9 protein-coding genes are annotated in these 10075 nt (G+C 67.3%); 2 read left to right on the forward strand and 7 right to left on the reverse strand.

From position 1 onward, the window contains the following. Positions 1 to 18: 18 nt before the first annotated feature. From EBS11_RS23170 to EBS11_RS23190, 5 genes are all read right to left on the reverse strand, one after another. The gene (locus EBS11_RS23170; protein ID WP_290606868.1) at positions 19 to 762 is read right to left on the reverse strand and encodes an amino acid ABC transporter ATP-binding protein; all 744 of its coding nucleotides are present in this window, start codon (positions 760 to 762) and stop codon (positions 19 to 21) included. Then, on the reverse strand, positions 759 to 1451 hold the full coding sequence (locus EBS11_RS23175) for an amino acid ABC transporter permease (RefSeq protein ID WP_290606871.1): 693 nt from the start codon (positions 1449 to 1451) through the stop codon (positions 759 to 761). The genes EBS11_RS23170 and EBS11_RS23175 overlap by 4 nt, the downstream gene beginning before the upstream one ends. Then, positions 1451 to 2128: an amino acid ABC transporter permease gene (locus tag EBS11_RS23180; protein WP_290606873.1), complete on the reverse strand. Its 678-nt coding sequence runs from the start codon at positions 2126 to 2128 to the stop codon at positions 1451 to 1453. Before EBS11_RS23180 ends, EBS11_RS23175 begins: the two co-directional genes overlap by 1 nt. A gap of 31 nt (positions 2129 to 2159) precedes the next feature. Continuing rightward, complete coding sequence (locus tag EBS11_RS23185; protein ID WP_290606875.1) at positions 2160 to 2990, reverse strand: transporter substrate-binding domain-containing protein; 831 nt, start codon at positions 2988 to 2990, stop codon at positions 2160 to 2162. Positions 2991 to 3094: 104 nt separating this feature from the next. After that, entirely contained in the window at positions 3095 to 5230 is a 2136-nt protein-coding gene (locus EBS11_RS23190; protein ID WP_290606876.1) for a serine hydrolase, read from the reverse strand. Between the two features lie 159 nt (positions 5231 to 5389). Here EBS11_RS23190 and EBS11_RS23195 point away from each other — a divergent pair, with 159 nt between their 5' ends. Together EBS11_RS23195 and EBS11_RS23200 are read left to right on the forward strand one after the other, a co-directional pair. Next, a complete protein-coding gene (locus tag EBS11_RS23195; protein WP_290606878.1) occupies positions 5390 to 7039 on the forward strand; it encodes a sensor histidine kinase in 1650 nt (549 codons plus the stop codon). After that, positions 7027 to 7728 (forward strand): LytTR family DNA-binding domain-containing protein, encoded by a 702-nt coding sequence (locus EBS11_RS23200; RefSeq protein WP_290606880.1) that lies wholly within the window; start codon positions 7027 to 7029, stop codon positions 7726 to 7728. The genes EBS11_RS23195 and EBS11_RS23200 overlap by 13 nt, the downstream gene beginning before the upstream one ends. 7 nt (positions 7729 to 7735) lie before the next feature. Here the strand turns inward: EBS11_RS23200 and EBS11_RS23205 are convergent, their stop codons facing one another. Together EBS11_RS23205 and EBS11_RS23210 are read right to left on the reverse strand one after the other, a co-directional pair. Continuing rightward, on the reverse strand, positions 7736 to 8608 hold the full coding sequence (locus tag EBS11_RS23205) for a M90 family metallopeptidase (protein ID WP_290606882.1): 873 nt from the start codon (positions 8606 to 8608) through the stop codon (positions 7736 to 7738). A gap of 337 nt (positions 8609 to 8945) precedes the next feature. Then, positions 8946 to 9446, reverse strand: a complete 501-nt coding sequence (locus EBS11_RS23210; RefSeq protein ID WP_223278908.1) for a winged helix-turn-helix domain-containing protein — start codon at positions 9444 to 9446, stop codon at positions 8946 to 8948. Between the last annotated feature and the right edge of the window lie 629 nt (positions 9447 to 10075).

Raw genomic sequence — 10075 nt, forward strand, 5'->3', positions numbered from 1 at the left:
CACACAGGCCGAATTTCCTCAGGCCGGCTCGCCGAACGGGCTGCGGATATCGGACAGGAATTGCCGCGCGCGTGCATGTTGCGGCCGCGCAAAGAACTCGCCGGGCGTGGCCCGCTCCAGCACTTGCCCGTGGTCCATGAACCAGACCCGGTCGGCCACTTCGCGGGCAAAGCCCATTTCATGCGTCACGCACACCATGGTCATGCCGCCCCGGGCCAGGTCGCGCATCACCTGCAGCACCTCGCCCACCATTTCCGGGTCCAGCGCGCTGGTCGGCTCGTCGAACAGCATCAGCGGCGGCTGCATGGCCAGCGCCCGGGCGATGGCCACGCGCTGCTGCTGGCCGCCCGACAGGGACGCCGGCATGGCGCGGGCCTTGTGCGCCAGGCCCACCCGTTCCAGCAGGGCCAGCGCCCGCTCCTGCGCCTCCTTGCGGCCCAGGCCGCGCAAGCGCTGCGGCGCCAGGGCGCAATTGTCCAGCACGGAGAGGTGCGGAAACAGGTTGAACTGCTGGAAGACAAAACCGATCTGCGAACGGAAGGCGTTCACGTCCAGGCCCGGCGCGTGGATGTCCTGGCCTGCCACCGCGATGCGCCCCGACGCGACAGGCTCCAGGCGGTTGATGGTGCGGATCAGGGTCGACTTGCCGGAACCGGACGGACCGCACACGACCAGCACCTCGCCCTTGGCCACGTGTTCATTGATGTCGCGCAAGGCGTGATACTCGCCATAGTATTTATTGACGTTGTCAAAGGTAATCATGCAGCCGCTTTCAGGAGACGCGCTTGGCGCCGCTCGAGCCAGAAGGCGGCGCGCGACAGGCTGAAACACAACACAAAGTACGTCATGCCCAGCAAGAAATACACTTGCACGGGCTTGGTCAGCACGAGGCCGTTGATTTGCGAGGCGATGAAGGACACCTCGGCCAGGCCGATGATGTAGCCCAGCGACGTTTCCTTGATGGTGGAGACAAACTGGTTCACCAGCGAGGGCAGCATGTGGCGCAGCGCCTGCGGCAGCACCACCGCGCGCATGCTGTCCAGGTAGCCCAGGCCCAGCGAACGGGCCGCTTCCACCTGTCCGCGCGGCACGGCTTGCACGCCCGCCCGCACGATCTCGGCCAGGTAGATGCCGTCGAAGAGGACGAGGGCGGCCAGCATGGTGCCGAACTGCCCGCTTTCATGGCCCGTGATGCCGGGCAGGAAGAAGTAGGCCCAGAAGATCACCAGCAGCAGGGGAATGCCGCGCACCACGTGGATCAGCGCGGCCACGGGCCAGCGCAGCAGGCGCCACGGGCTGAGGCGGGCCAGGCCCAGCAGCAAGCCCAACGGCAGGCTCAGCACCAGCGCCAGGCTGGCCAGCAGCACCGTCAGCGCCAGGCCGCCCAGCGGCCCCTGGGGATAGCGGCCGACGAGGAAATACAGCCAGTAATCGTGGATCAGTTCCAGCATCAGGCCACCTTCCTGTGCAGCAGGGCCGCCAGGCCGGACAAGGCCAGCGAGACGGCCAGGTAGGCCAGGCTGGCAAAGACGAAGGCGTCCACGCTGCGGAACGAGGCCGCCTCCACGCGCTGCGTCTGGTACATCAGCTCGGCCACGCCGATGACGGTGGCGATGCTGGTGTTTTGCCACAGGTTCAGGGTCTGCGACAGCAGCGGCGGCGCGGCCAGGCGCAAGGCTTGCGGCAGGATGCACAGGCGCATGGTGGCGAGGAAACCGAAGCCCAGCGCCCGGCCCGCCTCGAATTGCTGGGCAGGAATGGCGCGGATGCCGCTGCGGATGTCTTCCGCCATGTAGGCGGCCGTGTACAGGGTCAGGGCCGTGACGGCGCTGACGGCTTCGATATTGCCGGCATACAGCCGTTCCTTCCACGCCTGGGGCAGCAGCTCGGGCGCGCCGAAGTACCAGAACAGCAGGTGGGCCAGCAAGGGCACGTTGCGGATCAGCTCGACATACGCGGCGCCCAGGGCATTGAGCAGGCGCGACGGCGCCAGGCGCAGCATGGCCACGCCGCACGCCAGCGGCAGGGCCAGCAGCAGGGTCATGCCCATCAGGCGCAGCGACAGCAGCAGGCCGGACAGCAGCCAGTCGCGGTAGTCGCCGGCCAGCAGAAAGTTCAGATCAAACATGCGGAAGAGTCAGGCAAGAGTCAGGCAAGATTCAGGCGTCGATCTTGTCCGATTCGATCCTGAAGGTGCGCTTCTGGAATTTCACGTTGCTCGTGGGGCCATACCACTTGAAGAACAGTGCTTCCGCCTCGCCCGATTTTTCCAGCCCCCGCAGGACGTTGTCGACGGCCGTCTTCAAGCCCTTCTCGCCCTTGCGGATGCCGAAGGCAAAGACTTCCTGGCTGATGTTTTGCGGCAGCACAAGGTAATCCTTTTGCGCGGCGCCCAGCTTGGCGTAGTTGTTGAGCAGGGACACTTCATCGTCGACATAGCCGACGCCCTTGCCTTGCTGCAAGCCCAGGTAGGCCTGGCCCGCCGTCTCGAACGTCACCACGTCCACGTTGGCCACGGCCTTGCGGATATTCGGCTCCTGCGTGCCGCCCTTGACGGTCAGCACTTTCTTGCCGGCCAGTCCCGCGATGCTGGTGATGTTGCTGCTCTTTTTCACCAGCACGCGCTGGCCCGTGTAGAAGGTGGACAGGGAAAAGTCGATCAGCGCCTCGCGCTCCTTGTTGTGCGTCAGGGACGCCGTCAGGATGTCGATGCGGCCCTGCTGCAGTTCCGGGATGCGGGCCGCCACGGCCAGCTGCCTGACCACCGGCTTGACGCCCAGGCTTTTGGCGATGGCGCGGCACAGGTCCACTTCATAGCCGACCAGCTCGCGCGACCTGGCGTCGATGAAGCTGTTCGGCTCATCCGTGCCCAGGGTGCCGCAGACCAGCTCCCCCTTCGCCTTGATGCTGGCCAGCTGGTCGGCTTGCGCCACCTGGACAAAGGCTACGCTGGTGAGCAACAGTGCGGCGAAATGAAGACGGGTCTGCATGGGATTCCTCGGGTGGCTGTGAATGCCGCCATTAGACCGCAGCGCCCTTATTTCCAAAAAGGAATCTTTTCACCCTTGTTTATGCGTAAATCATCTAAGCGCCATCATGGCGTGGCCACGGCGCTCTCGCCACCCAGCTGGCGCATCGCCGCCTTCGCGCCCGCAGCGCCCGGATAGCCGGGATCGAGCCGCAATGCCTGCCCGTACGCCGCCAGGGCCTGCGCGCGCAACCCCTGCTCCGCATACAACTCGCCCAGGCTGTCGTGCAGGTTGGCGTCGCGCGGATGCAGCCGCACGGCCGCCTGCAGCACGGCCGTCGCCGGCCCGATGGCGCCTTCGCCTTGCAGCCGGTAGGCTGCGCCGTTCAGCGCCGCCGGGCTGGCCGCGCCCAGCGGGTCGCGTTCCAGCGCCAGGCGCAGCGCGGCGATGGCCGCGTCGGTGGCGCCGGCGCGCAGCAAGGCCAGGCCGTGCAGCGCATGCGCGCCGTCGCTGAGCGGATACAGGGCCACGGCCAGCCTGCCCGCCGCCAGCGCATCGCCGGCGTCGCCCCGCGCAGCCGCGGTTTGCGCCAGCTCAAGCAGTTCGGGCATGAAATCGGGATAGGCGCGCTGGCCGCGGAAGGCCGCGCGCAAGGTCGTATCCAGCGTGGCGACGGAAACGGGCGCCGCCGGCCAGGCGATGGCCCCCGTGCCGTCCCAGCTGCTTGCCAGGGCCGCGACGGCTTGCTCGAAGGCAGGCTCGAAGCGGGGCAACGCGCCGGCCGGCGCGCCTTGCGACAGCCGCACGTAGTCGCGCGCAAAGGCCAGCGCGCCGCCGCGCGAATACCGGTCCAGGTCGATGCCCGATGCGCGCAAGGCCTCGGCCATGCCGGCGCCGGCCGCCAGGAAAACGCGGCCGCCGGCCGGATGGCGGGCCGCGTCGATGAAGGGGCGCACCGCCGCGGCGTCGGGCGCCAGGGCTTGCCCGTTGATCTGCTGGAAGGCGGCGCGCGTGGCGGCCCCGTCCGCATAGGGTGCCCGCGTGCGCTCGGCGTACGCGCGGCCCTCCTCGAACAGGCCCTGCGCCACCCGGTAATGGCGCTGCGCGGCGGCATCGGCAACATAGGTTTTCAGCTGCCACGGCTCGCCCGTGACCACCTCGAACAGGCGCTGCGCGAACGCTTCCGTATTCACCCGTTCCAGGTTGGCTGCGACGGCAAGCGTCAGCCGGCGCGACGGAAAGCTGAACAGGTAGGTCGCCGTTTCCGGCTGCTGGCCGCTGTGCGAAATGACGTAGCGCCCGCCCGTGGGATACGTTTCCCAGCCCATGCCGTAGTCCGTCAGGCGGCCCGCGCGCGTGGCCATGGGCTGCACCATGGCCGCCAGGCTGGCCGCCGAAAGCACCTTGCCGTCGTGGATGCCCTGGCCGAAGGCCAGCATGTCGGGCACGCTGGCACGCGTGCCGCCGGCCGAGAAGCGGCTGCTGATGTCGACGAATTCCGCATTGCGCACCTGCGTGCCGGCCAGGCGGTAGCCGCGCACGCGGTGGGCGATCACGGCATCGGGGTCGTCCATCACGGTGGCGTCCATGCCCAGCGGCTGCCACACGTGGCGCCGCATGTAGCCGCCATAGCTTTCGCCCGAGGCGCTTTCGATGACGGCGCCCAGCAGGTTGTAGCCATAGCTGGTGTAGCGGTAGCGCGTGCCGGGCTCGGCGATCAGGTCGAACTGCTCGAAGACGGCGATGGACTGACGCGTCGTCTTGTGTTCCTTGAAATGCTGCTCGGCCTGGGGATTGCGGTAGGCGTCGATGCCGCCCAGGTGACCCAGCAGCTGGCGCACCGTCACGGGAAACGCCTTCACGGGAAAATACGGCACATAGGTCTGCACGGGCGCGTCGAGGTCGACCTTGCCCTGCTCCACCAGCTGCAGGATGGCCACCGCCGTCATGGGCTTGGTGACGGAAGCGAGGCGATAGCTGGACCGGGGCGTCGCCGGCACCCGGTTTTCCAGATCGGCATAGCCATAGCCCTGCACCCACGTCACCCCGTCCTGCATGAAACCGATGGTCATGCCCGGCATGCGTTCCCTGGCCATGCGCTGCGCCACCCAGCCGTCGAAAGCGGCCAGGCGCGCGGCCAGCGCGGCGGAAGGTGCCGATGCCGCGCCGGCGGCATGCGCGGAGCCGGCCTGCGCCAGGCCGCATAGCAGCGCCAGCGCGAGCGCGCCGGCGGACCAGTCATATTTACTGCATTGCATCATCGATCGTTCCCCCGTATCGCCCCGTCCACTGCGCGGCGCTGCTGCATGGTAAAAGGATTTCACGCGCCGGTGGCGGGCCGTGCACGAAATGCACGCTGTGCGCATGAACGGCACGGGCGGGCGCCAATATGTTGCAAATAAGCAGCTACAATGCCCGCCATGCCCCCATTCCTCCGCGCCCTGCTGCTGTGCTGCCTGGCCCTGCCCTCCCCTGCCATGGGCACGGCCAGGCTGTCGCTCGACGATGGCTGGCGCGCCTGCGGCAGCGCTCCCGCAGCCCCCGCCGCTCCGCTGCAGCAGCTGCTCAAGCGGGGACAGCTGCTGTGCGTCGAACGCGACCTGGTCCTGGCCGCCACGCCGGAGTCCGCGCAAGTGCTGGTGCTGTCGGCGCTGGCCGCCAGCGAAGTGTGGCTCGATGGCGTCTTGATCGGCAGCAATGGCCAGCCGGCGTCCCGCGCGGCCGACGAACGCCCGGGCAACATCGATGTCGTTTTCCCCCTGGCGCCACGGCAATTGGCCGCCGGCACGCACCAGCTGCGCCTGCGGCTGTCGACGCAACGGGTGCCGGCGCGCCTGGACGCGCCCCTGCATGCGCTATGGCTGCAGGAGCAGCAAGCCTACCAGGCGGCGCAGGCGTGGCGCAAGCTGCCGCCCCTGCTGCTGGCCGGCGCACTGGGCGCCATCGCCCTGCTCTTCCTGGGCATGACCCTGCGCTACCGGCGCCGCCCGCACTGGGCCGTATTCACGGCGCTGTGCCTGGCCGCCGCCCTGCTGCTGGTGGCGGAAAGCTGGCGCGGCATCGCCGGCTACGCCTATCCCGCGCATCTTGCGCGCCTGTATGCCGTCAGCGGCCTCACCTGGCTGTTTGCCGCCCTGCTGCCCCTGTATTTCCACGCGGCCTACCGCTACCGCCGGGCCTGGCTGGCGGCCGCCCTGCTGCTGCCGGGCATCGCCCTGGCGGGCGCGCTGGCCACGCATTTCGACAGCCAGTGCCGGCTGATGTTTTTCGCCGGCTTGACGGCCAGCCTGGGCATGAACCTGGCCGCCCTGCGGCAGCGCCTGCCCGGCAGCCGCAGCGGCACGGCCATCGCGGTGGCGGCGTGCGCCCTGTTCGGCCTGGCGGACAGGCAATTTGCCGAGGGGGGATTTGCCGTCGTGGTGTGCCTGCTGCTGCTGCCCCTGTGCGCCCAGCTGCTGGCGCAGCTGCTGCGCGAACGGGACAGCGCGGCGCGCGCGCAGCAGCTGGAAAACCAGCTCTTGCGCAGAAGCATGCAACCGCATTTCCTGATGAATTCCCTGAGCCTGATCAGCGAACTGCATGCCCAGGCGCCGGCGGCGGCCGAAGCATTCATCGAGGCGCTGGGCGCCGAATTGCGCATGCTCAACGAGTTTGCGCAGCAGCCCAGCATTGCCCTGGCGCAGGAACTGGCCCTGTGCCACAACTACCTGGACATCATGGCCACGCGGCTGCAGCAGCCCTGCAGCCTGCAGGTCGATGGCGCGGCGGCGGACATCCGCGTGCCGCCCGCCCTCCTGCTGACGGCGCTGGAAAACGCGTTCAGCCACAACCGCTACCGCCACGGCGCCCGCTTCGTGCTGCACAGCGCCAGGCTGGCGCAGACGCAGGTGCTCACCCTGTCCCTGCCGCAAGGCGCGGCACGCCCGCACGCCGGCAGCGGCCTCGGGGAACAGTACATCCGCGCCAGCCTGCACGCCGTGTTCGGCGATGCCGCCCGCTATGCCAGCGAACGGCATGCGGCGGGCTGGCGCCTCACCTTTACCTTGCCGGCGGCGCCATGCATGTATTGATACTGGAAGATGAACCGCTGATCGCGCAAGGCCTCGCACGCGAGGTGCGCGCCCATTTTGGCGCCAGGCTCGCCCGGCTGACGCTGCACGACAACGTGGACGAGGCCCTGGCCGCCCTGGCGCAGGGGCAGGGACAGGAGCAGGTCGACTTGCTGCTGCTGGATTTGCATCTGCACGGCGCCGACGGCTATGAGCTGCTGCGCCTGGCGGGCAGCGCCGGCTTCCAGACCATCATCGTCTCGGCCCACGCGGAGCGCTCGATCACGGCCTTCGAGTTCGGCGTGCTCGACTTCGTTGCCAAGCCCTTCAGCCGCGAACGCCTGCACAAGGCCTTGCAGCGCTATACGGCGCGGCAGGCCGGCGCCGCCTCGCTGGCGGTGAAGAAGCGGGGCGCCGTGGAATGGATCGCCGTGGCCGAGATCGACCACGTGCAGGCCGACGGCCACTACAGCAACATCGTGCTGCGCAGCGGCGAACAGTGCTTTCACGACCTGGCCATCGACAAGCTCATGGCCCTGCTGCCGCCCCACTTCCTGCGCGTGCACCGCTCCTACCTCGTCAACAGCCTGGGCTTCAAGCGCCTGCTGATCGGCGCGGGCGGCAAATACGCGCTCGACACGCACACGAGCACGGGCATCCCCGTGTCGCGCAGCAGCTATCCCGCGCTGAAACGGCGGCTGCTGGGCTGAAGAACCGCTACCAGTGCGGCGCGTAGTTGGGGAAAAGCGGAGCCATGTGCTCCGCTTCCACGGGCGGCGCCATCCAGTCGCGGGGGTCGACCTTGTAGTACTGCAACAATTGCGCGTACAGCTCCTCGTGGTGCTCGGCCATCTGGTACGGCTTTTCAAAGAAGGTTTCCGTCGCCACGGCAAAGAATTCGGCGGGATTCGTGGCGCCGTAATGGTCCATCACGCTTTGCTGCTGGACCATGGCGTCGTGGCGCAGCTTGTCGAAGTCGCGCGACAGCACGGTGGCCCAGCTGCGGTAGCTGGACACGCTGGGCAGGTAGGGCGCGCCGTTCGCGGCGCCCGATTCGCTGTCGAGCTGGTGGGCGAATTCGTGCAGCACGACATTGTGGCCATCCGTCCAGTCGGCGGCGCCCCGCTGCACGTGATCCCAGGCCAGCACCACGCGGCCATCGCCCCAGGACTCGCCCAGCAGGCCGTTTGCCGAGGGCGTGACGACGCCGCCCGGCCCCACTTCATCGCGCCTGACGATGAATTCCGTGGGGTAGACGAGGATGGTGTCGAGTTCCGGGTACACCTGCGTCTGGCGATTGAGCAGCAGCAGGCAGGCCTGGCCGGCGATGGTGTAGCGCATCTCGTCCGTGATTTCCAGCCCGCCGCAGCCGACGAATTTCTTCTGATACAGGAATTGCACGACGAGGCGGCGCAATTGCGCCTGCAGGGGCGCCGGCATGCGGCGGTAGACGGGAATATTCGTTTCCAGCACGGCCAGCCCTTCGGGCGGCAAGGGTTTCGCCAGGGCCCGCTTCAAGCGCCAGCGGGGAAACCACAGCGAAAAGACGATGGCGGCCGTGACGAGGGCGATCCACAGGAGCGGGTTCATGCGGCGCTCCCTTGCAGTTGCAGGCAGGGCAATGACGGGAACGGCAGCGAGGCGGCGTAGGCAGACAAGGACAAGCTCCTTCAAGTGAACCCGCAGGCGCGGGCGGCAGTCCAGCCCACATGGGGATGCTTGCAGTCTTTTCAATCAGACGACCCCACTATGCAGGGGGCAACGCCAAAAGCCGGATCGCAACCCGGCTTTTATTACAACGTCACAACGCCTGACAACGCCAGCGGCCGATGTACGGCCAGGCCGCGCAACCGCACTTCAGTACGGGGGCGCCGGGCCGGTGCGCATCGCAGGCCGCCTGCCGCGCTCAGCGCGGCTCGGCCAGGCCTTACTCGGCCGACTTTTGCTGCGGCGCGCCGAACAGGGCAGCCACGAGCGGATCGCGCGTCACGGGACCACGGTTGACGCGGATGGCGTAATGCGTGTCATCGGCCAGGATGTGGAAGTGGCGGCCGCTGCCTGCCATGCTCTGCTCGCGCAGGCCCGGACGGTCCTTGCGCGGTGGCGCGCCTTCGCGTTTCGGCTGCACGATGGCGGCCAGGAAGGCACGCACGCGCTCTGGGTCGGGGGTCAGCTGGTACACTGCCTTGCCCAGGTAGGTGGCGGTGCCTTCGATGTAGCGGGCCAGTTCGATCACGCCCGCTTCGCGCAGGTCGCGGATGTATTTGCGGGCGCCCGATGGCGAAAACTTGAGGAACCACGCGATTTCGTCAGCCAGCATTTCGTGCAGCGACAGTTCGCCGATCAGCTTTTGCATGTTTTCAATGCGGCGCAGGGTGGCGGACGTGGAACGCACCCGCTCGATCGGTGCCATGGAAATGGGATTCATGCGCTCCGGGGGGATCGGTGCTGCACGTTCGACCATTTGCGAGCCTTTTTCGGGGCTACGAAGTTCCTGGTGCGCTGCCTTTAATTCGCTCTTCACGTGAGACTGAGTCATTGCATGCATTTGAATACTCCTTTTTTAACGATTACCGGTAGCCCGGATTGTTAAATTCTTGGCAATTTTTATGCCAGAAAGCCACAAATCCAGGGCGTCTGACCAAAGAATGCCAGCGCGCCCCCTCCTGGTCTGTGCGTTAACGAACATTAGAAGCAAGAAAGTGAAAAATATTTCCATGTGGAATTATTTTCTCGCTGCTGCCTTCCCCCTCGCCGCTTCCTTCCCCGATTCACTCCACCGATTTCTTCCTACACCCGTGCCCCCCCGCGCACGCACCCGCATCCCGGCCTGTATTCGCCCCGCTAGGTGAAATAGCGAACAGAAGCGCCTGCGCTCTTGCAATAAATTCAAGCCTCATGCGCGGTGCCTGCGCTGGCCCGGTGCCGCTAGCCGCATCGGCCCCTGCCCCTGGCACCGCCTGCTGTTCGCGTTGCGACAACTCTTGCAAAGGAAGCATCATGAAAATCGCCTGCCTGCTGGCCGCCGCCGCCCTGCTCACCCTGTCCGCCTGTAAA

This window comes from Janthinobacterium sp. (assembly GCF_009923995.1).
Classification (GTDB): Bacteria; Pseudomonadota; Gammaproteobacteria; order Burkholderiales; family Burkholderiaceae_D; genus Janthinobacterium.